Here is a 23914-nt window from a genome sequence, read left to right on the forward strand (position 1 = left end):
AGAGGAAACTCATATTAAGGTACAGTTTTTGTTTTATCGGATAAAAGTTGCAGATTATCTGAGTTGGCTATCTTTACTACCACGACGATTATACCCACTAAACGTATTATTCTTTTTATCGAACGCTTCTTGGCAATTTAAACAATAGCGTACACCTGGAACGGCTTTTTGCCGAGCCAGAGAGATTGGCTCACCACATTCATCACAAAACTCTGCACTTTCACCTTGTGCCATTTGATTGCGAGCTCTTGCAATTGCATCATCAATGGTGGCATCTATTTGCTCTTGAACAGCACTATCATTAGCCCATCCACTTGCCATCATATTCTCCTATTTTAACAGTGAATATAAATACTATTATTAGGGCGATGGCGAAAAAATCAACAGAATAAAAGAGAATATAGATTGAGAAGATAGGGTGATAGAAATAAAAACCCCCTCATAGAGAGGGGGGAAATTTCAGAGGCATAATACGTCGTTGTTATTGTTTTTGTTCTCTAATAAACAGAGAAATGATAAAGAAGAGGGCGACGAATACGATAATGAGGTTAAAGCCGACAGAAACATTATAGCTTTCTGAAACCTGACCGATTAATGAACCTGCTAACGCACCGCCCAATCCTGAAGCCACATAAATAAGTCCCATCACCGAGCCACTTTTACTGGTTAATTTTGTGGCAACCGCTGCGGCTGTTGGAAATAGAACAGATAATGCAAAACCAAATACCATAAATAGATAAACAACATCGTGCACAAAGATACGACTAACAATAATGGCGATAAGCGAGAACAGTGAAAATAAAATCAATGTTTTGCGATCACCCAGTGCAAGGTTAATAAAGCCACCAATAAAGCGACCGATAGTAAATAAGAATGCGAAACTAGAAATAACATAAGCGGCTGTCTCTGCTTTTTGCGCATTACTCATATTCCCAATATCCATAGAGGTATAGAAAATAGGGAAGAAGTTTAAGAATGCGGCTTCAGCTGCCACATATAAAGTGATAAATAAAATAACTAGCAATAGTGATTTTTGTGTCAGTAACTCTAAAAAGTCACTGAATTTCATATCGACTTGTGCGCTACTTTCTATTTTTAGCGTACTTAATACTAAAATAATCACAGCAACAATAACGGCAACACCAACATAAAAGGTACGCCATGAAATAGAGTGTGAGAATAGATATTGTAAAATAAGTGGCGTAACAATCATCCCTACACCAAACATAGCGTTAGAGACATTAAACATCATTCCTGCTTTCTCTTTATAGAAAGTTGGAATAACGGTCACGATAGAGACAAGCATTGAGCCAATCCCTAAACCAATAACCAGATAAAAGCCAAAAAATAGCATCACGTTGAAAGCAAGGCTGGTTCCTGTTAAACCAACAGCCATCATTAATGAGCCAATAAACATCATGACTTTTAACCCTTTCTTATCGGTAAAATAGCCCGTTAATAAACTGGCGACTAAAAAGCCGATTTGGAAAAAGGTAATTAATGAGCCCACTTGGCTCATATTTAATGAAATATCATGTTGAACTTGTTCGAGAATAAGTCCTTTTGTATTTTGAATGCCACCGAGTAAAAACATCGTGACAAACAGAAGGAAAAAGACTTTCCATTTTTGTTGTTTAGCCATAATTTGATCCTGATTTTCCGCGGTGTATTATTCTTTAATTGTGTTGTTGTTATTGTTGTTGTTATAAGCGTTATTAGGTGCATTGTGTTCACCAATCGCATCAAATAATTCTTGAGTCGCCCATCCATAGCAATAATAAAGTAAGTCATCACAAGCACTTTCTTCTGCGGCAATAACGGCTTCAATTAATTGAGAGGCAGGTAAATTCCACATTTGAATACCGCTATAAATAAAGGTATTTGGCTGTGAAAGCTGGCGAACTTTATTATTTTGTTCAGCAACAAAGTGAATAGGGAAACCTTGCTGTTTAAAGGTTTCATATGAAATATCATAAGGTAATTCAAATAAGCGTTTAAACGCAGTAAATGCACGCTCTTGGCTTTCACTATCATGAGCAAAATGATTAATTAATCCTTGAACATCCGCGCCGCCCCCTAATTTATGATAAGGGAAATGTTTAAGTGTTGATGAATAACGTGTTAATTCATGATAGTTCTGACCCAAAATCCAACTGTAAGCTGGTGGCCACAAATCGAGCCATAACGTAATTCCACCCGCCGTTTGTTTGGCATCAGACAGCAATTTTTCAACTAATTGAGTCACACTCTGTTGGCGAAATAGCTGCCATGCTTTTAACAGAGGCTCTTCTTTTAATGCGCTAACAGGTGCTTCGAAATCCCCTTGTTTTAATGAATCCGCTAAAGCTGCAAGGCGATGCTTGATTTCATTTACGGGTAAGCCTTGTTGCACCATTTTCTTTTCACAATGAGGGCAAAAACAGGTAAATAATCCCGCTGGATTGACTTCTTTACCTGCCCAATCAGGGAAACGAATGCGGTCAATTAAAAAGGTGTCATAACCGTAGTTTTGTTTTAATGCTGTGAATGTTTTTTGCCACAATTGAGCGACATCAGGGGCATTAGGGCAGAGCCAATGCTCTTGTGGACGACCTTTAAAATCGACAACCTGATTGTTTTCTACATCACCAATAAAATCGCCATTCAGAATATTTGCCCATGGAATGACTTTATATTTTCCACCGTCGGTGGCTTTTTTTATCGTCATTAGCGGATCTGCACCCGATAAAATGGTGGGATCAACTCGTTGGCCCAGACGAGGAAAATCAGTATGAGTATTGATATGTAGTGTACCTGTCCCCATAACCACATTATGAATAGGGTTATGAGGCAGATCGCCAACAGGGTAAGGGTTACGTTCAAATATAGTATTAATTTCGACAAATAAATGCTCAACATGCTTCATACCATCAAGGCGTTGAAGAATAGCGGGCATGCCTTCGTCTAAAATATCATGTGGGTGAAGATGTATTCCTGCCATGAGTCGCTCCCATCTCGTTTAAAGACTTTTTTATTAGGGTTATCTCAATTGGATCTCGGGCATAAATTGAATTGATGGGTAAACCGTGGCTAAGGCGAGAATAGCAATGCCATAAAGCGGGCCTTTTTCCCATAATTCAGAAAGCTCGATATTCACTTTGGTGTTAGCAAATAAATGTCTATCTAGATTTGCCTGAACACGCGGTAAAAAGGTGTCAGCAGAGCGTGTGATCCCGCCTGTTAATACCACTTTTTCCAGATTTGCAATGGCGACTAAATTCATAATGCCGATAGCAAGATAATCTGCCATTTCCTCAACTAAGGATTGAGCAAGCGGATCGCCTTGTTGTGAGGCTTGAATAATCTCAATTGCACTAAGATTTTCTCCTCGCAAGTTTGCCATTCGCTCACTTAAACCTGAGCCAGAGCAGAAACTTTCAAAGCATCCTTTGTTACGCCAATTACGAAAGAGATGGTCACGAGCAAACATCATATAGCCGATTTCACCAGCTGCATTGTTTGCACCACGGATAACTTTTCCATCCATCAGCAAGGCGGAGCCTAATCCTGTGCCGATACCAATCAGCGCACAACTATGTGTATGACGACAACGGCCTTTCCACATTTCACCCACAAGTGCTGCACGAATATCATTTTCGAGTACAACGGGTACATTGAGTTTTTCTGTAAGCTGTTGTGCTAGAGGTAAATTATCCCATTGAGGTAAGTTAGGGGAGCCTTCTAGTACAACACCATTTTTGATATCGATGATCCCTGGTGTGGCGACACCGATAACATTGATCTTTTTACGGTCTACGCCGCTTTTTTCGATCACATTTTCAATACTTTGTGCAAATTGCGTAATAAAGTACTCACGATCGTCAGTATCAAAGGTAGGCTCTTGATATTCATACAACAATTCGGCATCTAAGTTAAAAACCGCATAAGCGATTTTTGTTCCACCTAAGTCAATGCTGACACCTAAACTGTGTTGAGGATCGAAGTTAACTAAAATACCTTTTCTGCCTTGTCCTGCTGGCGAACTGACTCCGCTTTCATAAACGATTTTTTCTTCAAGGAGATCGTTAATAATTTCAGACACCGTCGCTTTTGTAATTCCGCTAATTTTGGCTATCTGAGCCCGTGACAAAGGACCTTGATGACGAATGACATTTAATACAAGCGAGGCATTCATTTGCCGTAATGTATTGGGTACGTTCGGTGTCACGTTACCACTCCATTTGTTTAGAAACAAAACTAAAAGATGTTTTTTTTATATAAAATCGTCTGTGTTTGATAGTTATGCACCGTTTTATTTACTTTGTAAAGTATAAAACGACTAATTAGTTTAGAAACCATCCTAAATGCGTTTGTGATCACAATTTGATGAGTCTGATTTGTACAATCAGATCTTCGAAAAGATCTTCAATGTATATATTCGTTGCACATATTCTTAGAACAATAAAACGACTAGAATGAAATCAATATCTATTGAACTAAAGAGAAAATTAGCATGAAAAAAGGAATGTTATTAAAAGGGTTAATAGGGATGTTACTGCTACTCCCACTTTATTCACAGGCAGTAACATTAAGCGGTTATCTTGAGGTAAAACGATTATTAGCCTTAGACCATCCTTCTAATAAACAACTAGAATCGGTGACACAAGCGTATCTAAACGGTATTGCGAATGGATTTAATTTTTATGCAGTGTCAGTAAGATTGCATAATGAAGGTAATGATTTTAAGCCACTTTATTGTCCACCCAAAAAAGTCATCCAAAATGGCGATTTTATGGTAAAGCATATTGATGCTTATCTTGATAAATATCCTATTGCTAAGCAAAAATATAAAGATACATCAATAGAGTTAGTTTATATTGCCGCATTACAAGATGCCTATCCTTGCGATGAATAAAAAGAAAAATAGCCACAATCCTTGTGGCTAAAATGATTTGGTGTGCTCTTTTTCTTGTTATTTACTTCAGGTTGCCTCTCTCATAAGCCCCTTGATGGAAGACACTCAAGCCGTTGCTGCTTCAACTTGTTTTACAGGAACAAGATGACAACAATCGCTTTCACCCGTTTTTTCAAAGGTTGATAAACGGGTAATTAAGAGTGAATTCATGTCTGTTAATAATCCCTCTGCTTGCAGTTTTTGCATGATGCTTTCATCGCAGTCATTGTTGTTTTGACGTTGATAAGCCACAGGCGTTACACCACGTAATACAGTCAATTGACCAGCAAGTGCAGGATTATCTGTTAATGCATATACGTTGTTGTTTGGCATAAAGCGTGACAATAAGGTCACTGATTTGCCATTTTCTGTTAATGCGGCAACGCTTAAATGCTTGTCGTCATGGAAAGCGGTTGTGGCAGCAGCTAGCGCAATCCAACGACCCGTTTGTGAATAGTAAGACGGTGATTGCCAAGGATTTTCAGCATTAGCGGCAAAAGAGCGCTCTGCACCTTCAGCCACGCGAGCCATTGCACTAACAGCTTCCACAGGATATTTCCCTGCTGCTGTTTCAGCTGACAACATAACGGCATCTGTTCCATCACCAACTGCATTCGCAATATCCATGACTTCTGCACGGGTTGGCATTGGGCTTTCAATCATTGATTCCATCATTTGGGTTGCTGTGATCACAGGACAACCTAATGCGCGACAACGTGCAATCAGTTGTTTTTGTGCACCCGGTAAGCTGGCATCACCAATTTCTACCGCTAAATCGCCTCGTGCCACCATAATGACATCAGATGCTTTAATGATGTCGTCCATGTTTTCTTCACAAGAAACTACTTCTGCACGTTCAACTTTAGCAACGATTTTGGCGTGACTTCCGGCGGCAATCACTAAACCACGGGCATATTCAATATCCGCACCATTACGAGGGAATGAAACGGCAATGTAATCTGCTTGAATAGCGGCTGCTGTGTGTATGTCTTGTTTATCTTTGTCTGTTAATGCTGGTGCAGATAAACCACCACCGAGTAAGTTAATGCCTTTACGGTTAGATAATTTTCCACCAACAGTAACGACAGTCTCTATTTTATTATTATTGACGGCGCTGACTTGTAATTGAATATTGCCATCGTCAAGTAACAGAATATTCCCTGGTGTGACTTCTTGAACAAGTTGTGGGTAGTCCAAACCAACTTGTTGCTCGTCGCCTAATGTGCTGTCTAAATCTGCATTTAGAATAAAGCTATCGCCTTGTTTTAATTGAACTGAATCATTTTTAAAGTTAGCGATACGAATTTTCGGGCCTTGCAGGTCTGCTAAGATCCCGATAAATACACGATGTTTTTCTGCGACCTGACGGATAGTTGCGGCAGTGGCCTGATGCTGTTCGCGAGTACCATGTGAAAAGTTTAAACGAAATACGTTAGCACCAGCCATAATCAGCTTTTCAATCATCTGTTCTGAACAGCTAGCTGGGCCAAGAGTCGCAACAATTTTTGTCTTACGCATAATGACATTCTCTTTTTAAAGAGGGATACCCAACGGTATCCCTTGATGACAACTTAATTAATTCATTAATCCATGGTAACTTTTTTCGCATTCCAGACTAGCGTTGCTAAAATCATGGAAACGATGGCAGAACCTATCCAGAAATACTGTACTGTGGTGAAGTCGTAGTTAGTGATATCACCCACTTGAGTTACTTTAATCAGTGATGCTGAAATCAGTTCTTGAGCGGATGCTGCAATGTAAGCGAACAATCCGATAAAGCCTTTTACTGCACCTACTGCGTTTTTCGGCATCAGGTCACAAGCGGTTAAGCCAGCTAAGAACACAACCAGACCACCCATTGCAAAACCAACCATACTTAATGCAACTGCATCCATAACACGGCTTTGTGGACCCCAGAACATCAGTGCAAAACCAGCGATGTTGGCAATACCATAAATCAGTGTTGGAATATGACGGTTAGCGTTAAACAGTTTGTCAGACGCCATACCCGCTAAGATTGCGCCGAAGAAACCAGCGATTGGGTAAGTTGACATTGCGAAACCTGCATCAATCAGTGAGTACCCTTTTGAACCTTGTAGGTAAAGCACTGCCCATGAACTGATTGCGTAGCGAGAGATATACATAGCCGCACATGCTGCTGCGATGATCCACACTGTTGGTTGTTTTAATACGAATAACTGAGCGCGACGAGTTTCTTTAGGATCACTTGATTTAACCGCTTCTGACTCTTCGCCATACGCAGTTGCTGGATCAGGCAAGCCATAAGTACGAGGACGGTCTTTTAATATCATCAGTAAGATGATACCCGCAGCAATACCTGCGATACCTGCACCGATAAAACCTGCACGCCAGCCGAAGAAGCTCACTATGGTTGCAGTCAAGATCCACGTAATTGCTTCACCGATATTACGCGAGCCACCCCAGATGGAATAAACCGTACCGCGCTGTTTTGGTGAGAACCACTGGAAGATAGAGACACAAGAAGGTGCTGAACCAACAGATTGGAACCAACCGTTAATACCCCATAACAGGATAAAGAACAGGCTCGCCGTTGACATTCCCATGAAGATACAAACAAAGGATGAGGCAATCAACGAGATGGACATAAAGCGTCCAATGTTGGCATAATCCGATAAGAAGCCGTTAGAGAACTTACCAAATGCGTAGGTAAAGAAGAACGCAGAACCCATTAAACCGAGTTCAGCGGTGGTTACGATACCTGCATCCAGCATAGGTTTTTTCACCACACCGAGTGCCATACGAACCACATAGAACATGGCATAACCAAGAACAAGACCAAAGAAGACCTGCCATTGGTGCTTTTTATATATTGCGCGGATCTTTTCACTTGACGCTTCTATTAGCGGCAGATCCTTTCTGGTTTTAAAGAAACTTAGCATAGAGATGACTCCGAATATTATTCATGTCTGAAGCTGATTTTGGTTTTCAGAGCTGATGCTATTCATTTAGGTCATCTTGGTGCAAAAGAGGGAATTTGAGTCATCGATGACACATTCTGCTGAATCGGTGAGTCAAATTTGTAACATCGCTATTAGGCGTTGGTTTAAAAATGAGTGAAGATATCGTCGTATCATTGTTGTAAATGAGTCATTAAGGACTCATTAGCTCAAAATAATAAATATTGCTAAATATCAGAAGTTTGAAGTTCGACACATTTTTATGTTTATTCAAAACAAAACCAGGGGTATGTCATGAGAATAAAAATAACACTAAGCCTCGTCTGTTTATTGTTTAGTTGGCTGTTTATCACACCAGTGCGTAGTGATGAGCAGCCACTTGTTATACTGACGACACTTTCAGATACACCAATGCGACCACTTACAGAGGCCTTTAGTGCGCGTTATCCAGATACTAAGGTGCAAGTGGTTTATCGTCGTGTCGCGATTGCGACACGGATGATGAAACAATATCCCACACAGCCTGTTGATATTGTGATGTCGTCATCGGCTAACTTTTTCCATCATCTAGATAGAGAAGGGCTACTGGCGCGATTACCCGTCAAGTATGAAACGCCAAAATGGTTAACACGTCATAGTGATATCTTAAACGATAAGATAACCACGGTGGGCTATTCTGGTATTGGCATTATGAGTAATACGCAATACCTACAAAAACTCGGTATTCCGGCACCTAGAAGTTGGGTTGATTTAAGTGATCCGATTTATCAAGGGCACTTAACCATGACGACGCCGGCAAACTCTGGCACGATGCAATTGATGGTGGAAAATGTGCTACAAGAGTATGGCTGGGAGCGCGGGTGGCAGATCTTACTCGAAACCAGTGGTAATCTTTCTTCCATTTCGGCACGTAGTTCACGTGTTAGTGATGCCATCGCCAGAGGTATTGTCGGCGCAGGGCCAATTATTGATAACTACGCTTTTAACCATCAAAAACGCTTTGATTTTGTCGAGTTTAGCTATTTTGATAAGTCGATTATTTTACCGGCTTATGTCGCCATTGTGGCAGAAAGCAGTAAAAGAGACACAGCAGCCAAATTTATCGCCTTTCTTTTATCGGATGAAGGACAAGAGATCATCTATAAAAGCGATATGGCAAAGATCCCATTAAGTAAAGAGATCTTACGTAATAACGATGAACTTGCTAATAACACGGAATTTATTTTAAACAGCAATGAAGCTTATCGTCGTAGTGAAGTGGTTAATGTGTTATTTGATCAAATGATCACCCATAACTTCCCTTTAATGCGCCAAGTTTGGAATGATATCCACGAAGCAGAAAGACAAGAAAACAAAACGCCAGAACGCATTTCTGCGATCAGTAAAGCTCGAAAAATAGCAAGTTCGGTGTTAATTAGCGAAAAAGAGGCTAATTCACCGACATTACAAGCCTTATTTATGAAAGAAGCTGATCAGCGAGAGTACTCTGATCAAGCGTTAGCTGTGTTGTATCAATGGCGTACATTAGAAGCTGAAAGGCTTGAACAAGCATTGGTTTTATTGAAAGAGACAAAATCACCCTAACCGCCTTGTGGTTCAAATATACAGCAGGAAGCGCTGTTTTTATGAAAGGTATTACGGATGAAATTATTAGTGCCTAAACAATTTGGCAAACTAGGTAGACGCCTGTATATGGCGTTTATCTTTAGTTCTTTACTCACCTTATTAATTGGTGTGATTATCTTTTTTATGTGGGGAAAACTGGCGACACAAATTAATACGTCAGTGGGTGAATCTCTACCAATGCTAACCATCAGCTACAACATGGAACGTTATAGCACCAATTTACAAATGCTATTAAAAGAGCGAGAGCAGACACAGAGAAAATCAGTTTCAGAGCAACAACAGCAGGAAATTCATCAGTTATTAGATAATCTGCGTGAGTTTCCTATAGAGCAAAAACCACAACGTGATTTTTATACTCAACTTGTCGATGAGCTTTCAGAACTCATTAATCAACAAGATGTGCTACTGGATAAGCGGCGTGAATTAGAGAATCGTCTTGCTCAATTATTAGGGCAATTAGCGTGGATGCATGACGCCGTTGGTGAAGATATTAAGCCGCTACTTAATGAAATTGAGTGGCATGTCAGCCAAATGCTCAATGAAAAAAACGTACAGGAAAATAGCTTACAACTGTTATTAGAATCGACGTTGTTACAAGAGTTATTCACCACAGAAAATGAGTTAATCAGTTTAGTTGAGGAAATCGCGCATCAGCGTTATAGCCGTGATATTGATGTCGCTTTCCACTATATCAGCGTTAAAATTGATGAAATTATCGCTTTAAATCAGAAGCTAAAAAGCTACCCGTCAACCATTGCTCATCGTCAGGTATTACAAGAGATTATCGCTATCACCCGTTATGATGGTGATATCTATCAAACACTGATTGATGATGTAGAAAACGAAAAAAAGCTTAAAGCATTAACTCCTGAATTAAATGAAAAGTTATCTCAGTTTGATAATGCGGTAAGAGGCAATGTTTTTGCTACAAGCGAAGCGCTAAACAAGCTTAATGATAATACTCGTAAGCTAATGGCAACGGGGAAAATCGTTATTGTTGTGATTATTATTGCATCACTATTGCTGAGTATTATTGTGATGAAAATCTTGATTGATAGAAGACTTATCGCAAGATTGAATAAACTCAGTGATGACTTAGCGCATGTTGCCAAAGGTAATTTAACGGAGCCTGTACTGATTGAAGGGCAAGATGAAATTGGTCTATTAAGTCGGCGGCTTCGCCGATTTTGGCGTCAAATGAAAGAAGTTGAAGCCAGCAATGCGTTAAATCTTATCAATAATACCGATGCCAGTTTAATTACCTGCCACCACGATGGCAGAATGGAAACCGTCAATCCAAGTGCGGCAACGTTATTAGGAACAGGAAAAGAGCAAAGTAATAAACCACTTTGGTTACTGTTTAGTGGTGAGGCGAGCACAATGCTTAAAGCGCAATTTAGCTCAAGCAGTCAGCTTTATCGCTTAGGGCAAAGTGAATGCACTATTCGCATGGTAAAAGTAGGTGAGCCTCATTTCTTACAATTTAATATTCGTGAATATCCGCATAAAGATGAGCATAAATATATTGTGACTATCACAGATATTACGCGCCAAGAGTTAAGCCGATTAGAGCTTCAACGGCTGGTGGCATTAAAAACACAAGATTTGCAGGATAAAAACCAGCAATTAAATGAAGAGATGTTGCGCCGTGAACAAGCACAAAAACACCTAATTCAAACACAAGAAGAGTTAGTACAAGCGGCTAAAATGGCGGTTGTCGGGCAGGCAATGACCAGTCTTGCACATGAACTTAATCAACCACTTTCTGCAATCAACACTTATCTGTACAGCGCAAAACTGACTATGCAGATGGGAAAATACGATCAATTACCTGATTCTATCGAGCGCATTGAAAAACTGTGCGCACGTATGAATCGAATTATTACAGCATTACGTAATTTCTCGCGTAAATCTTCGTCTGAAATTAGCTTTGTTTCAGCACCATTAAAAGAGTTGGTAGATAGCGCAATGGTGCTGGTGGAGTCTCGTTCTAAGCGAGAGCAGTGCATCATTACGAATAATATTCCTGATGAATTAACCATTTGTGCAGACCCGACACAAATTGAGCAAGTTTTGGTTAATTTATTTGTTAATGCGATGGATGCGATTGCAGGTGTTGGTGAAAGTCAGATCACGATTGATCTTTTATCTGTTGATCCTAAACAAAAATTAGTGGGGATCGCCGACAGTGGAAAAGGGTTTAATTCAGCCGTTTTACCAAAACTATTTACCCCATTTACGACCACAAAAGATGTGGGGCTTGGGTTAGGGTTATCCATTTGCCGTTCAATTATGCAACGGTTTGGTTATGAAATTTACTTGGCATCTACATTAAATGGTGGCGCCATGGTTGTTTTGGAGTTTACAGATGACACAGTCACACATGCCTGATATCGACGTTTTATTAATTGATGACGATGAAGATATTCTTGAATCTTATCGCCATTTACTCAATCTTGCGGGAATGGTTGCCAGAGTAACCGACTCACCAGAAAAAGCATTAAGCCTTTTAACACCAGAATGGCAGGGTGCTGTTGTTCTTGATATCTATATGCCAGCAATGAATGGCATGGAAGTTTTAGAGCGCATTAAACAAATTGATGCTCGCATTCCGGTTATCATGATCACAGGACATGGAGATATACCGTTAGCAGTAGAAGCGGTAAAAAAAGGCGCTTATGATTTTATTGAAAAACCAATTAATCCACCTGTTTTCTTAGAGCTAGTGGCAAAAGCACATAAAGAGCGTCAATCCATTCTTTCTCTTAGAAATGCCGTGATAAGCACCACTCAAGAGCGACTAGTCGGAGATAGTGCGCAAATCACCGCAATCAGAGAGCAAGTGCAACAAATTGCCGATATCGACAAAGACTTAATGATTGAAGGCGAGATGGGAACAGGGCGTCATCTTCTAGCTCAACTATTGCATGAATTAAGTCCGCATAGCGATAAAACGATCCAAACTGTGGATTGTCAGAATTTATCTGATATTAAACAGGTTATAGCTCAAATTGAAGCAGATGAAGTAGGAACGCTGATTTTGCGTTCTCCTTATGATTTATCATCAGAAGCACAACGCTGGTTGAGTTCTTACTTGTTAGATATGGAACGCCAAGGAAAGCGCCATTTTAGAACGATTGCGATTTTAGAAAATAATACACAGCAATTAGTAACAGAAGGACGGTTAATCCCTGAATTCTATTACTATTTTTCACAAATTACTTTTTCATTGCCTCCATTAAGTGCAAGACGCCCTGATATTATTCCGCTATTTAGAGCTTTTTTACGACAAAGCGCACAGCGGCTTGGCATTGCAGTACCGAAAATTGATCGTAATTATCTTGATATTTTAAAGCGTTACGATTGGCCGGGTAATATTCGCGAATTACGAAATGTCGCTGAATTATATGCGGTAGGCATTGTGAAAATGGTTGATAGTGAACAACATCGAGCCATTATCCCACCTGAAGGCCCTTTAGATAATTTAGTTGATGAGTATGAGCGTCGGTTAATTGAAGATGCATTATATTTATTTGCAGGTCGGGTTAGTGATGTGGCGGATTACTTGGGTATTCCACGTAAGAAGCTGTATTTGCGAATGAAAAAACATGATCTCGATAAAGATAGCTATAAACCGAAGGTTTGATTTATACGCAATTAAATAACAAAGAAGCGCCATACTGGCGCTCTTTCGCGGTTTTCTTTTAAGTCACAGTATTTGAATTATCTTGTCGCTAAAGTCACAAAATCACCCGACCATTTACTGGTAAATTCAATACGCAATGTTCCTTCCCACAAGCCTTCGGGTAAGGTTGTCGTTGGTTCTGTTCTATTTATTACATTAAAAAGAAATGCACTTTGAAGGTTTTTTAGCTCACTTTTTTCTGTCGCTTTAGTTTCAACCACCAGCCCTTTATTTATTCCTTTTTGATTATCAAGGATAACGGTTTCTTGGTGACTTGATAGTGTTTTACCGTTCCAGTCAGTTTTTACTGTTAGCACTGAATTATCAGCAGAATTTCTAAGCTCATTACTGATCACTTTTGAAGTCAGTTTAAAATCAGTTGCTTTTTCTTGACCTTGGATAGTGATGTCGAACGCACCATCTTGAGTATTAAAGCCTTTAACACCTTCAGCATAGTTAAATACTAAAGATTTTAATGGAGTAACAACTAACATACTTTTAGTGTCTTTAATTGCTTTGGCATCCCATGAAGCAACTGCGTTTGCTTTACGAGTGTCTGCTTGAGCAAGGGTAGTAGCACCCATAATAGCAACAGCAAGAACCGCCAATGTCAGCTTTTTCATACTATATCCTTTATTGATTATCTATATTAGATTGCTTTTTTATCTTTCTATTAATGAAAGAAATTTTATGCGTTTATCCATTTTCTGAATAAAAGAGTCCTTCTCTAAAATGCATCATTTAAATAAATGCTAATTTAAAGAAACCTTCTTTATGCTTTTTTATATATCCTGTGTTGTTTTACACTTATAAAGAGTATGGGGGTTTTTAATATAAGATTTATTTATTATTTTCTTTTGTTGCTATTATATTTTATATTTTATATTTTATATTTTATATTTTATATTGATTTCGTTTTGTCTTTTATTTTATTTAAAATCGTAAAAAGATAACTTGTTTTATTTTTTATACTTTAATTTTTAATCTATCAGGTTAAAATTTTATTGTTATGGTGCTGTGCAATATTTACACCTTTAGCGTGTCAAAATAATGAACTATTTTAAATTTATTTTTCTTAAAATCTCATTAATATTTAAATATAAAGAAAGAGGTGTCTTTATTTGACTGTCATAATGGTGTTTTTTACATGACAATTAGTTTTGTATTTTTTATAAAATAGCGGAAATAAAATAAAATAAAATAAAAAAGTAAAAAATAGTTGCGAGATGTTATTATCTTATTTGCTATGAATTTTTTATTATTCTGAAAGTTATTTTATTCCATAATTGACTATGTTAAAAAGAATAATCATTAAAAGAGTATCATGTTTGATTTGTATTTATAGTTTATTTTTAATTCTTGTTGAGAACAAATTAACGATATTTAAATATATTGTCATAATTAGATTATCTGATTTTTAATTAAATTAAAGAATATAATATAATCTCTCAATTGAGATGAATCCTAAGTGTTTTTGTATGTGTGCTGGCTTTATCGTGTCAGCAGAATATTATTCTCTGTATTTTTATATATTTTCGTTACAAAAAACTGATTATTTTTATTTATTTGGTTTTTATGTTTATTTTACTTGCTGAAAGTGTTAATGATGGCGGCTTTGTTTTTTATTAAGTAATAGTATCTAATCTATATGTAATTTTAGTTTAAAATACTTTAATTACTCATTTAAAGAATTGTTTCATTTGATAACTATCCTCGACTTATACTAATAATATCATTTTTTGACTTTTGACTTAATTTACGCCTTTTGCGAGTATTTCATTGCAAAAACAAGTAAAGAAATATTATTTAAATCGTTTCTTTTCTTTAATTTTTTACTCTTACTTTCTGATTAAAATTTATTACTTATTTACATGTCAAATTAAGATGTTTTTATTAATTAAGGAACTTAATTTCTAAAATATTTAAAAACGACGTTTAAAAAAGTTAATACGGTTAACTTATTCCGTAAATTAATTTGAATATGAATGCATAAAGGACGCATTCGTAGGATATCCCCTATTTTGGTTTTATAAATCAATATCAATGGATCTGTAAAATTTAAATTGTAGAAGGGCGATGTATTTATTATTTATCGCTTATTTAGTCAGAAGCCAAGAAATATCACTATCTTTATTGTATATAAAGGAAATTTTATGAAATTTACTAAATTAGCTTTAGGTGTTGCGTTATCTTTAGTTGTTGCTGCTCCTACTTTAGCAGCAGATCCAGCGGAAAGCCGTGAAGGTAAAGTGCGTTTTACTGGCTTTATCAATGACGTTCCATGTTCAATTGATGATAAAAGTTTAGATCAAACGGTTAAGTTTGGTGAAATCGCATTGCATGAACTGACTAGCAATAAATTCCGTTCAGATAGCGAAAACTTCGATATTATCCTGAAAAACTGCTCAACTGAAACTTACAAAACTGCAAAAGTATCATTCACTGGTGCAACTGTAAGTGGTTTTGACGGTTATACAGGCGAATTACTGGGCTTAGGTGGCAAAGTACAAAACGCAGGTATCGTTATCACTGACCGTGGTAATAATCCAATTACTTTTGGTCAAGGCTTCCCAGTAGCAGGTCACGCTTTAAATAATGGCGACGGCTCTCTCACTACATTGCAATTCTCAGCTTACGTGAAAGGTAACGAAGCTGTTGATAAGAAAGCAACAACAGGTTCTTTCGACACAGTAGCTAACTTCAAGGTTATCTACGAATAATTGTTGTTTTTTTAATAAGATGTGTGGCGCTTAAGCGCCATGCATCTCATCAATATTGTCTTCTGTTAATAATGCTGAGGATGGCATAGCAAAATGAAAAGCATGAAAATAAATAAGATCACAAAAGTAATGCTTTTATTCTTTGTTCCTTTTTCGTTGCCTGTTTTTGCAGAAGAAGCAGTCGATTTTAATACCGACTTCTTAACTGATAAAGGTATTGAAAATACCGATTTTACTAAATTTTCTTACGCAAATTATATTCAGCCGGGCACTCATTTACTGGCGACCGACGTTAATAAACAAAGAGTAAGAAACGAAGAGCCTACTTTATTTTTTGCCCCAGATTACAACGCAGAATTATCTATTCCTTGTATCACCCCAGAGGTTTATCCCATTTTAGGTTTAAAGTCTGAATGGGAAAAAAAAGTCACTTGGTTAACAACAAATAATATCCAGTGTCTTGATTTTCGTTCAGTGCCAAATATGAATGCTGTGGGTGATCTCTACACCGGTATTTTAAATATCAGTATTCCTCAAGCCTTTATGGAATATCAAGATCCGAGTTGGGATCCGCCATCACGTTGGGATGATGGTATTGCGGGATTCTTTCTTGATTACAATATGAGTAATCGCCTTATTCGATATGAAAACAACGATAAAAGGACAGAAACGGGAACCAATATTAGTGGTGTAATGGGCATTAATATGGGCGCTTGGCGTTTTCGCTCCGATTGGCAAGCTTCTGGCGGTAATTTAAATAGCAACGATAAATCATGGCGTTGGAACCAGCTTTATATTTTTCGTGCCATTCGTTCTTTGGGAGCCAAATTAACGTTAGGTGAGCAATATCTCTCATCAGAGCTTTTTGATAGCTTCCGTTATCTTGGTGCTTCATTAGAAAGTGATAATGCGATGATCCCACCGCGTTTACAGGGCTATGCACCTGAAATTGCGGGAGTTGCAAGAACTAATGCCACGGTTATTGTGCGTCAAGATGGTCGTATTGTTTATCAAAATGAAGTAAGTCCAGGGCCATTTCGAATTCAGGACGTCAATACATTCGGTGGCGGTACCTTAGATGTTTCTATTGAAGAACAAGATGGTTCTGTTCAAACATTTAAAGTGGAAACATCGCGTTTAGGCACACTAACAAGACCGGGACAGTTTTTATACAAGTTGGTGATGGGTAAACCCACTAAAAATGAACACGATACTGAAGGTCCTGCATTTTCTTTAGGTTCTTTCTCGTGGGGGGCTGCGAATAACACCACAATTTATGGTGGGTTATTAGCCTCAACCGAATATCAAAATATTGCTTTAGGTTTAGGGCAAGATTTAGCGCCATTCGGGGTGCTCTCCTTTAATATTTCAGCCTCACGGGCTGAAATGGGAAGTAATTTTGATGATAAAACCCTATCAGGAACTTCTTATAACGTTACTTATTCAAAGCAATTCGATGAAATAAATAGTCAGATTACGTTTGCGGGTTATCGCTTCTCTCAACGTGACTATTTAAGTATGACTCAGTTTTTAGATGGTCGTTATCGTGGGCTTCATATTGACAGTGGTAAAGAGCTTTATACCGCAATCTTTGGTACGGCTTTCCCTGAATATAATATCAATACTTACTTAAACTATTCTCGCCAAACCTATTGGAATCGACCTTCAACGGATAATTATAGCTTTACGGTTTCTAGTTATTTTGATTGGGCTAATTTTAAAAATTTATCCATTAACTTATCAGCTTATAAAGTGGAATCGAGCCACAATAATGATGAAGGGGTTTATGTGTCATTAGGTGTACCACTTGAGCGTAATGATGCCAATATTAGTTATTCTGGATCGTTTAATCGCCATAATACCAGTAACAGCGTTAACTATTATGAACGACTTAATGAACGCAGTACGTATAACTTATCGGCAGGAACGTGGGATAGCGATAAAGTTAATCTTTCAGGTTTCTATAACTACGACGGTAATTTAGCAAAACTGACGACAAGTGGTACTTATACCCAAAATAATCAAAGCGCATTATCAATGCAATTAATGGGTGGAATAACTGTCACTCCAGAAGGTGGCGCATTCCACCGGGTCACTTCAATGGGAAATTCACGCATATTGGTTGATACCAATAATGTTCAAGATATTCCGATTAAAACAGGTTTAACGCCAATTGAGACTAACCGCCACGGTAAAGCTATTTTAATGGGCGTGCAAAATTATTCTCGTAGCCATATTACGATCGATATTAATAACCTTCCTGAAAAAGCGGATGCTGTTCAATCATCTCAATATGCCACCTTAACCGAAGGGGCGATTGGCTATCGTAAATTTAATGTGATTGAAGGTGAGAAGGTCTTAGCCGTGATCACCATGGCTGATAAGAAACATCCTCCTTTTGGAGCTAGTGTTTATAACAAAGATAAATTAGAGGTCGGCATTATTTCAGACGAAGGCTTTGTTTATTTATCAGGTGTAAAAGCAGGTGAAACTTTAGATCTTGCTTGGAATGGTGAAACTTGCCAATTCCAATTACCTCAAGTGTTAGAAAATAATTTAAGCAACATGTTGTTGCTTCCTTGTAAGTAATTAAATTTAAGTCAACGGTGAATGAAATGAAATATATCAACACACAAACATTAAGCGCTATCGTTACACTTTGCCTTTTTTCTCAATCCGCTTATTCCGCTATCGCATTAGATAGAACACGTGTTTTATATAATGAAGGTGAGCGCTCAGTCAGTATGGTTTTAGAAAATGAAAATGAATCTAAACCTTATTTAGCACAATCTTGGCTTGAGAATAGTAAAGATGAAAAAATTAATTCTCCTTTTGTGGTAACACCGCCAGTTCAACGTATTGAAGCTGGTAACAAAAGCCAAATTAAAATACAGGCATTACCTGCAACCAATATGTTACCCACAGACAGAGAAAGTATTTATTACCTTAATGTTCGTGAAATTCCTCCTCGTAGTGATTCTCCCAATGTTTTACAAATTGCATTACAGACAAAAATTAAAGTGTTTTATCGACCAAAAAGCATTGTTGCACCTAGCCGCTTAGAGGCTAATCCAATGGAAAAAGACATTGTGATTGAAAAACAAGGTGCTAATTACAATGTGAAAAATCCTTCACCTTATTATTTAACCATTACCAAAGTCAGAAAGAACAATACCGAAGTAAAAGACTTTGAAGCGGTGATGATTGAGCCTTTTGGACAACGTCCATTAGGGGCAAAAGTAGGTGATTTAGGTGTAACGCCAGCCATTGAATATCTCAATGATTTCGGTGGATTAGTTGAATTAACATTCCAATGTCGTGGAGATATTTGTTCAGCAAATATCAAAGATAAGAAGGCGTAATATTATGCTTATATTCCGAGGTGTAATACTTTTTCTTTGTATGAGTTTTCTCGCTCCTTCTGTATGGGCTGCTTCTGGCTTTTTAAGAGTCACAGTGAGCGGGAGTGTGGAATCACGTCCTTGCAAAATTAACGATGGTAAACCTATCGAAGTGAATTTTAATGATGTAATGACCACAAGAATAGAAAACGAAAATTATAAACAAAAAATGGATTACACCTTGGATTGTAAAACAACAGGTGATCCGAGTATGTCGCTGAAATTTACCGGTGATGGTGCAGGGTTTGATACACGTTATTTAAAAACAAGTGTGACAGATTTAGGGGTGTTATTTAAAACCGCTGATACCAATATCTATATGACAACACCGTTCAAGTTTAACTATCAAACTCGACCTGAGCTTTATGCTGTACTCGTGAAAAAAAGTGGTGCCACGTTACCAACGGGCGCTTTTACTGCAACTGCAACTATGCAGGTTTATTACAACTAACGGAGGAATAAACAACATGCGTTATTATCCATTCCTCATTATGTTATTTTTATTTTCTACATTTTCTTCATCCAGTTTGGCAAAAGATAATGAAACACAGGTACTGATTAAAGGTAATTTATTAACTCCACCTCCTTGTAAAGTGAATGATGGCAATATGATTGAGGTGAATTTTGGTCCTGTGGCGATAAAAACGATTAAAGGCTATGACCAAAAGCGAGAGATTAATTACCAAATTACTTGTGAAGAAAATTTAAATAACTGGAATATGTATTTATCGATAGATGGGAAAAAAAGCAGTTTCGATCCCAATGGACTGAGAACCAATATTAATGAATTAGCCGTAAAATTTATGATGGGTGACTCTATTATTGATTTAAATAAAAAGTATTCGGTTAATTTAAATAATCCTGAAAAGATTTGGGCTGTCTTGGTTAGAAAAGAAAATAGTGAACTGACACCCGGTAATTTTACCTCAGGTGGCACTTTATTTGTGGAGTACCAATAATGAATAGACTAAGTGTGTTTCGCTCTATTATTGGTAGTTGTTTATTATTTTCCTCTTCTGTTTTTGCAGCTGAAAATCTTAACATTTTTGGTTCATTAATTATTGCACCTTGCAAAGTCTTACCTGAACACTCTCAGGTTGATGTGATATTTGATGAAATTCGCTTGGATGATATTTATAAAAGTTATTTTGAATTCGAGAAAAAGGATTTCAAAATCATTTTATCAGAGTGTGATATCTCTATTGCCAAGCAAGTGAAAATTAAGTTTGAAGGGGCAACGCATAATGAACTTGCTGGATTATTGGCATTAGACGACAGTGCAAATAACCCTGATTTAGGAATAAAAATTACCACTAAAGAAGGTGTACCCGTGATATTAGGGGATTACACCAGTTTATATAATATTCCTAATAATGGCATTTTTGAGCTTAATTTTATTGCTTATCTGCAAGCAACAGCGGCTGCTATTGCAAATAAATCAATTAAACCGGGGCATTTTTCTGCTACTGCCGTGTTTTCTTTGAAATATGAGTAAAAGATAATGAAAAAAATACAGCAAATTTTAAAGTTATTAATTGTACTATGCAGTTTTTCACTATTTAGCGCACATGCAGGTTATTTTACTTATATTACTAAATCGGGAGTATCACCAGATAAGGATAGTGATATACGTTATAACTTTGTTATGGAATATTGGACAGAGATGGGATTTACGCCAAACCCTTGTAAAAGTTTAGGTTTTAGTGGGCGATGTTTTATTCAAATAAATCACTTCCACAGCCTACCTAATAAAGGGGGAACGGGAACAGAACGTCGAGTTCCATGGCGTTGTAATGTTGATTTACAAAAATTGGCTAGTATGTCCGAGATACGCGATGTTGCAATGAATCAATGTGGTTTATCACTTCCTTTTGTTGGTTTTAGTGATCACCTTGGTAAACCTAAGGTTGATGAATGTATTGCTTTTTTTATGACCAGTAGTGCAACGGGAGGAAGCGGAAGAATGGTACCTGGTGGCGTATGTGGTATTGCCCCACCGCCTGAAGGTAAATGTGCATTTATTTCTAGCAATTTAAATATTTCACATGGCGTACTTGATGTGACACAAGTTAATGGTAATGAAGCCGAAGAGCAATTTGCACTTACTTGTAATGAAACTATGCCTGTAAAAATTACCAGTTCAATGGAAGATCATTTTTTAAACTTAAAACCAGATGGTAGCATTCGTTCTTTTTTAACTTTAAATGGTTCACCTGCATCGATTGGAACACAGGTGAACGCAATAAAGAATGAATATACTTATGTGAGAGTGATGTCAAAGCTTCAAACCTATGGAACGCCTTCATTAGGTAACTTTAGTGGTACTACGACATTGGTATTATCAATACCTTAATAAAATTAGAAGAGTCAATAATGACCTAGATTGATAGCGTTTTTCGTTGACTTACCCGCACATGATTGTGCGGGTTTTTTTATGCGGTTAATGTGAAAAGAGGTTTATAACGTTATTGGTTCAATAACTAATTCACCCTTATTGGTATCTAATTTTAGCTTTTGAGATTCAGAAACTTTTAATAACTCAGGTCCTAAATTGACTAACATCGGTAAGCGCATTTCTGCTGCGATAATGGCACTGTGAGAGCGGCTATCACCTTTTGCTAAAGCAATACCGACTAACGGGCTATCAATTAATTGAATGAGTGTAGAAGGGAAAAGCTCTTTTGCGACCAAAATAGCGGGTTGTGAAGGGGTGAAACTTGGGCGTGTTTTATCTTGTAAATGATAAAGCACCTGATTACGCAGATCACGAAGATCGAGTTCACGTGCGCGTAAATAGGGATCGGTGAGAGCGCAATACAGTTGTGTTCTTTCTTGCATTTCATCTGACCAACTTTGTTGGGCACTGATTTTCTCTTCTTTAATGCGATCAATCACACTCGTAATTAACTCATCATCATCTAACATCATGATATGGCCGTTAAAAATAGCACCAATATGCTCACCTAATGTCTGGCTCGCTTTATTGGCTGTCTGTTTTAGAGCTTTTAGCGTCTCTTTTATTGCAAAATTAAGTTTGCCAACTTGAGCACCAATATCAATTGGTTCAGATAAGTTTTCTATCGGTGATAGCTCTATTTCATGCCAAATAAAAGCAGGGGCTTTAATTTGAGACACTGGGGCTAACATACCTTTTAATGTGATGGTATTAGAATCAGAAGGCAGCTCTTCACCAAAGCCATTTTTGGCAAGTTCAAGAAAAGCGGCAATCGCCTCATCTTCTTGCTCACCAGAGGCAATTAGCGTTATCTCATCACCTTGGCGAATTTGTATTAATGAAAGCTGATTTAAGCTGAGAGGATTAATACGTCTATCCCCTTTAACGAGTTGATAATCTGCCTGAAAAGCAGAAAGTACCTCAACTAAAGTTGCAGCCGGTCTTACGTGTAATCCATGAGGATTACGAACAACCCAACTTGCCTCTTTGCCGTGAATTTTGACAGGGGCATTAATATCATTTTTAGGCTGAACGAAATTTTCACCCAGCTGAATTTTCTTTGGATATAAAGAATTTGAAGCTTCTTCAATCACTTTCTCTAATGACGCTCCTGAAGATGCGGCGACAACCGCAGCAAGTGTACCTTCAACTAAGGGGGCAGAGCAGAGGGTGACTTTTTCAGCGAGCTCTGGATCAAGTAACTCAATCGCAGTTTCTGCACTTAATATTGCACTGCCTAAATCCATCATCACAACAATGGATTGTGCTTGAGAAAGTGATTCTATCGCCGTCATAATTTTAACGGCATCAGTACCAATTGCATGTTCTTCATCGTTGATACCGGCGGCAACGGCAAGTTGGCAATGAGCCGGATTAAGCATCTGACTGGCAAGCTCTGCCACACCATCAGCGAGATGTTTACTATGAGAAACAATAACAATATTTATCATGGTAGACCTTTATTGGTTGCTTGTATCGGTTTCTTGGTCAGTTATGCATTAATGCTATTTGCAAGAGCTTGTATCATCAGTACCACAGAAGCACTGCCGGGATCTTTATGTCCGATACTGCGCTCACCTAAGTAGCTTGCTCTTCCTTTTCGAGCTTGCATCGGAATAGTGTCTTCAGCGGCTTTTTCGGCGACAATTTGTGCTTGGTTGAGGGCTTCTTTAATAGAAAGATGTTGTTCATTAGATTGCTTTAATGACTCAACCACTGGCCACCAAACATCACACATGGTTTTGTCATTTGGCTCTGCTTTTCCTCGACTTACAATGCCTTCTACACCTTCTGTTACCATTTCAACGAGTTGATTAAGTTCTAGATTTTGCAATGAAGCCGTGGGTTTGGCGGCACGAATAAAGAAGGTGCCAAATAGAGGACCACTTGCTCCGCCAATATTTGAGAGCAATGTCATGCCTGTGGTTTTAAGGATGGTACCAATATCTTGCCCTTCAAATTCAGGTAATTTTTCCTGCACTTTTCTAAAGCCACGGTTCATATTTAAACCGTGGTCAGCATCACCAATTTCACGATCTAAATCCGTTAAATAATCACTATTTTGTTCAAACAGTAGTGCGCATTGTTGTAACCAAAGAGTAATTTGAGCGTGAGTTAAAGCCATTTCTTGTTCCTTTTTCTTGTTATTAAAGAC

Annotated in this window: 20 protein-coding genes; 11 read left to right on the forward strand and 9 right to left on the reverse strand. The window is 37.9% G+C overall.

Annotated elements, in window-relative coordinates; genetic code table 11:
• Positions 1 to 54 precede the first annotated feature (54 nt).
• The 4 genes from AB4J89_RS09525 to AB4J89_RS09540 form a co-directional block, all read right to left on the reverse strand.
• Positions 55 to 321 carry a DksA/TraR family C4-type zinc finger protein gene (locus AB4J89_RS09525; protein ID WP_088494578.1) on the reverse strand — a complete coding sequence of 89 codons (267 nt, stop codon included), beginning with the start codon at positions 319 to 321 and terminating at the stop codon, positions 55 to 57.
• Positions 322 to 481: 160 nt separating this feature from the next.
• Positions 482 to 1642, reverse strand: a complete 1161-nt coding sequence (locus tag AB4J89_RS09530) for a sugar MFS transporter (RefSeq protein ID WP_368469034.1) — start codon at positions 1640 to 1642, stop codon at positions 482 to 484.
• Positions 1643 to 1669: 27 nt separating this feature from the next.
• Positions 1670 to 2980 (reverse strand): hypothetical protein, encoded by a 1311-nt coding sequence (locus tag AB4J89_RS09535; RefSeq protein ID WP_368469036.1) that lies wholly within the window; start codon positions 2978 to 2980, stop codon positions 1670 to 1672.
• A 39-nt stretch (positions 2981 to 3019) separates the two neighbouring features.
• Positions 3020 to 4207 (reverse strand): ROK family transcriptional regulator, encoded by a 1188-nt coding sequence (locus AB4J89_RS09540; protein ID WP_227718971.1) that lies wholly within the window; start codon positions 4205 to 4207, stop codon positions 3020 to 3022.
• 285 nt (positions 4208 to 4492) lie between these two features.
• Between AB4J89_RS09540 and AB4J89_RS09545 the strand changes: the two genes are divergently transcribed.
• Positions 4493 to 4894 carry a hypothetical protein gene (locus AB4J89_RS09545; protein WP_088494581.1) on the forward strand — a complete coding sequence of 134 codons (402 nt, stop codon included), beginning with the start codon at positions 4493 to 4495 and terminating at the stop codon, positions 4892 to 4894.
• A 105-nt stretch (positions 4895 to 4999) separates the two neighbouring features.
• Here AB4J89_RS09545 and pyk read toward each other — a convergent pair whose 3' ends face one another.
• Positions 5000 to 6451: a pyruvate kinase gene (pyk, locus tag AB4J89_RS09550; RefSeq protein WP_088494582.1), complete on the reverse strand. Its 1452-nt coding sequence runs from the start codon at positions 6449 to 6451 to the stop codon at positions 5000 to 5002.
• Positions 6452 to 6516: 65 nt separating this feature from the next.
• Entirely contained in the window at positions 6517 to 7854 is a 1338-nt protein-coding gene (locus tag AB4J89_RS09555; RefSeq protein ID WP_088494583.1) for an MFS transporter, read from the reverse strand.
• A gap of 312 nt (positions 7855 to 8166) precedes the next feature.
• Here AB4J89_RS09555 and AB4J89_RS09560 point away from each other — a divergent pair, with 312 nt between their 5' ends.
• Genes AB4J89_RS09560 through AB4J89_RS09570 form a run of 3 tightly spaced genes read left to right on the forward strand, consistent with a single transcriptional unit; the run spans position 8167 to position 13144 of the window.
• Positions 8167 to 9456: an ABC transporter substrate-binding protein gene (locus AB4J89_RS09560; protein WP_088494584.1), complete on the forward strand. Its 1290-nt coding sequence runs from the start codon at positions 8167 to 8169 to the stop codon at positions 9454 to 9456.
• 57 nt (positions 9457 to 9513) lie between these two features.
• Positions 9514 to 11889 (forward strand): ATP-binding protein, encoded by a 2376-nt coding sequence (locus AB4J89_RS09565; protein WP_368469039.1) that lies wholly within the window; start codon positions 9514 to 9516, stop codon positions 11887 to 11889.
• The gene (locus tag AB4J89_RS09570) at positions 11867 to 13144 is read left to right on the forward strand and encodes a sigma-54-dependent transcriptional regulator (protein ID WP_368469041.1); all 1278 of its coding nucleotides are present in this window, start codon (positions 11867 to 11869) and stop codon (positions 13142 to 13144) included. The genes AB4J89_RS09565 and AB4J89_RS09570 overlap by 23 nt, the downstream gene beginning before the upstream one ends.
• 77 nt (positions 13145 to 13221) lie before the next feature.
• Here the strand turns inward: AB4J89_RS09570 and AB4J89_RS09575 are convergent, their stop codons facing one another.
• Positions 13222 to 13806: a common pilus major fimbrillin subunit EcpA gene (locus tag AB4J89_RS09575; RefSeq protein ID WP_311755286.1), complete on the reverse strand. Its 585-nt coding sequence runs from the start codon at positions 13804 to 13806 to the stop codon at positions 13222 to 13224.
• A gap of 1530 nt (positions 13807 to 15336) precedes the next feature.
• Here AB4J89_RS09575 and AB4J89_RS09580 point away from each other — a divergent pair.
• The 7 genes from AB4J89_RS09580 to AB4J89_RS09610 all read left to right on the forward strand — a co-directional run bounded on the left by AB4J89_RS09580 (position 15337) and on the right by AB4J89_RS09610 (position 21657).
• Positions 15337 to 15903: a fimbrial protein gene (locus AB4J89_RS09580; RefSeq protein WP_088494588.1), complete on the forward strand. Its 567-nt coding sequence runs from the start codon at positions 15337 to 15339 to the stop codon at positions 15901 to 15903.
• Positions 15904 to 15996: 93 nt separating this feature from the next.
• Complete coding sequence (locus AB4J89_RS09585; RefSeq protein ID WP_311755287.1) at positions 15997 to 18492, forward strand: fimbria/pilus outer membrane usher protein; 2496 nt, start codon at positions 15997 to 15999, stop codon at positions 18490 to 18492.
• A gap of 26 nt (positions 18493 to 18518) precedes the next feature.
• Positions 18519 to 19265 carry a molecular chaperone gene (locus tag AB4J89_RS09590; protein ID WP_088494590.1) on the forward strand — a complete coding sequence of 249 codons (747 nt, stop codon included), beginning with the start codon at positions 18519 to 18521 and terminating at the stop codon, positions 19263 to 19265.
• Between the two features lie 4 nt (positions 19266 to 19269).
• The gene (locus AB4J89_RS09595) at positions 19270 to 19755 is read left to right on the forward strand and encodes a fimbrial protein (protein ID WP_088494591.1); all 486 of its coding nucleotides are present in this window, start codon (positions 19270 to 19272) and stop codon (positions 19753 to 19755) included.
• Positions 19756 to 19771: 16 nt separating this feature from the next.
• A complete protein-coding gene (locus AB4J89_RS09600) occupies positions 19772 to 20263 on the forward strand; it encodes a fimbrial protein (RefSeq protein WP_088494592.1) in 492 nt (163 codons plus the stop codon).
• Positions 20263 to 20799, forward strand: a complete 537-nt coding sequence (locus AB4J89_RS09605; protein WP_088494593.1) for a fimbrial protein — start codon at positions 20263 to 20265, stop codon at positions 20797 to 20799. The genes AB4J89_RS09600 and AB4J89_RS09605 overlap by 1 nt, the downstream gene beginning before the upstream one ends.
• Before the next feature lie 6 nt (positions 20800 to 20805).
• On the forward strand, positions 20806 to 21657 hold the full coding sequence (locus AB4J89_RS09610; protein WP_088494594.1) for a hypothetical protein: 852 nt from the start codon (positions 20806 to 20808) through the stop codon (positions 21655 to 21657).
• Positions 21658 to 21761: 104 nt separating this feature from the next.
• On the opposite strand, the gene dhaM is transcribed toward AB4J89_RS09610, so the two are convergent.
• Positions 21762 to 23210: a dihydroxyacetone kinase phosphoryl donor subunit DhaM gene (gene dhaM / locus AB4J89_RS09615; protein ID WP_311755288.1), complete on the reverse strand. Its 1449-nt coding sequence runs from the start codon at positions 23208 to 23210 to the stop codon at positions 21762 to 21764.
• A gap of 41 nt (positions 23211 to 23251) precedes the next feature.
• Entirely contained in the window at positions 23252 to 23884 is a 633-nt protein-coding gene (gene dhaL, locus AB4J89_RS09620) for a dihydroxyacetone kinase subunit DhaL (RefSeq protein ID WP_368469045.1), read from the reverse strand.
• Positions 23885 to 23914: the final 30 nt, after the last annotated feature.

Origin of the sequence: Proteus sp. STS61-E (assembly GCF_040932335.1) — a bacterium.
Lineage (GTDB): Bacteria > Pseudomonadota > Gammaproteobacteria > Enterobacterales > Enterobacteriaceae > Proteus > Proteus mirabilis_B.

Coding starts and splice junctions, on each gene's coding strand:
- AB4J89_RS09525 (WP_088494578.1), bottom strand. CDS start 321: ATGGCAAGTGGATGGGCTAATGATAGTGCTGTTCAAGAGCAAATAGAT.
- AB4J89_RS09530 (WP_368469034.1), bottom strand. CDS start 1,642: ATGGCTAAACAACAAAAATGGAAAGTCTTTTTCCTTCTGTTTGTCACG.
- AB4J89_RS09535 (WP_368469036.1), bottom strand. CDS start 2,980: ATGGCAGGAATACATCTTCACCCACATGATATTTTAGACGAAGGCATG.
- AB4J89_RS09545 (WP_088494581.1), top strand. CDS start 4,493: ATGAAAAAAGGAATGTTATTAAAAGGGTTAATAGGGATGTTACTGCTA.
- pyk (WP_088494582.1), bottom strand. CDS start 6,451: ATGCGTAAGACAAAAATTGTTGCGACTCTTGGCCCAGCTAGCTGTTCA.
- AB4J89_RS09555 (WP_088494583.1), bottom strand. CDS start 7,854: ATGCTAAGTTTCTTTAAAACCAGAAAGGATCTGCCGCTAATAGAAGCG.
- AB4J89_RS09560 (WP_088494584.1), top strand. CDS start 8,167: ATGAGAATAAAAATAACACTAAGCCTCGTCTGTTTATTGTTTAGTTGG.
- AB4J89_RS09565 (WP_368469039.1), top strand. CDS start 9,514: ATGAAATTATTAGTGCCTAAACAATTTGGCAAACTAGGTAGACGCCTG.
- AB4J89_RS09570 (WP_368469041.1), top strand. CDS start 11,867: ATGACACAGTCACACATGCCTGATATCGACGTTTTATTAATTGATGAC.
- AB4J89_RS09575 (WP_311755286.1), bottom strand. CDS start 13,806: ATGAAAAAGCTGACATTGGCGGTTCTTGCTGTTGCTATTATGGGTGCT.
- AB4J89_RS09580 (WP_088494588.1), top strand. CDS start 15,337: ATGAAATTTACTAAATTAGCTTTAGGTGTTGCGTTATCTTTAGTTGTT.
- AB4J89_RS09585 (WP_311755287.1), top strand. CDS start 15,997: ATGAAAAGCATGAAAATAAATAAGATCACAAAAGTAATGCTTTTATTC.
- AB4J89_RS09590 (WP_088494590.1), top strand. CDS start 18,519: ATGAAATATATCAACACACAAACATTAAGCGCTATCGTTACACTTTGC.
- AB4J89_RS09595 (WP_088494591.1), top strand. CDS start 19,270: ATGCTTATATTCCGAGGTGTAATACTTTTTCTTTGTATGAGTTTTCTC.
- AB4J89_RS09600 (WP_088494592.1), top strand. CDS start 19,772: ATGCGTTATTATCCATTCCTCATTATGTTATTTTTATTTTCTACATTT.
- AB4J89_RS09605 (WP_088494593.1), top strand. CDS start 20,263: ATGAATAGACTAAGTGTGTTTCGCTCTATTATTGGTAGTTGTTTATTA.
- AB4J89_RS09610 (WP_088494594.1), top strand. CDS start 20,806: ATGAAAAAAATACAGCAAATTTTAAAGTTATTAATTGTACTATGCAGT.
- dhaM (WP_311755288.1), bottom strand. CDS start 23,210: ATGATAAATATTGTTATTGTTTCTCATAGTAAACATCTCGCTGATGGT.
- dhaL (WP_368469045.1), bottom strand. CDS start 23,884: ATGGCTTTAACTCACGCTCAAATTACTCTTTGGTTACAACAATGCGCA.